Annotated in this window: 1 pseudogene; it reads left to right on the top strand. The window is 59.9% G+C overall.

What is annotated here, in order from left to right:
- A pseudogene (locus R0J87_RS22745) lies at positions 1–252 on the top strand (hypothetical protein); the annotation flags it as partial.

The raw sequence follows: 252 nt of genomic DNA, 5'->3' as shown, positions 1-252 counted from the left end.
AGTTCGATCACGACCTTGCGCTGACACTGGCCGCCTACAATGCCGGCGAAGGCAGGGTCGGCCGGGCCATCAAAAAAGCCAACAGCCGCCGGTTCACGGCGCTGTCGTTACCGAAGGAAACCCGCGACTATGTGCACAAATTTCATGCACTGCTTTCGGTTGTGGATCTGGACGCGCTGACCCGACAGGCAAGCGCAAAAGATCCCCTTCTCTGGCTGACCGTCAGCCACCCGCCCACCGATATGGAAACCC

The sequence above is a fragment of the Halomonas sp. SIMBA_159 genome (assembly GCF_046536035.1).
GTDB classification, from domain to species: Bacteria; Pseudomonadota; Gammaproteobacteria; order Pseudomonadales; family Halomonadaceae; genus Vreelandella; species Vreelandella venusta_A.
Note: the sequence above shows the minus strand (reverse complement) of the source record. Positions and strands in the feature narration are given on the sequence as shown.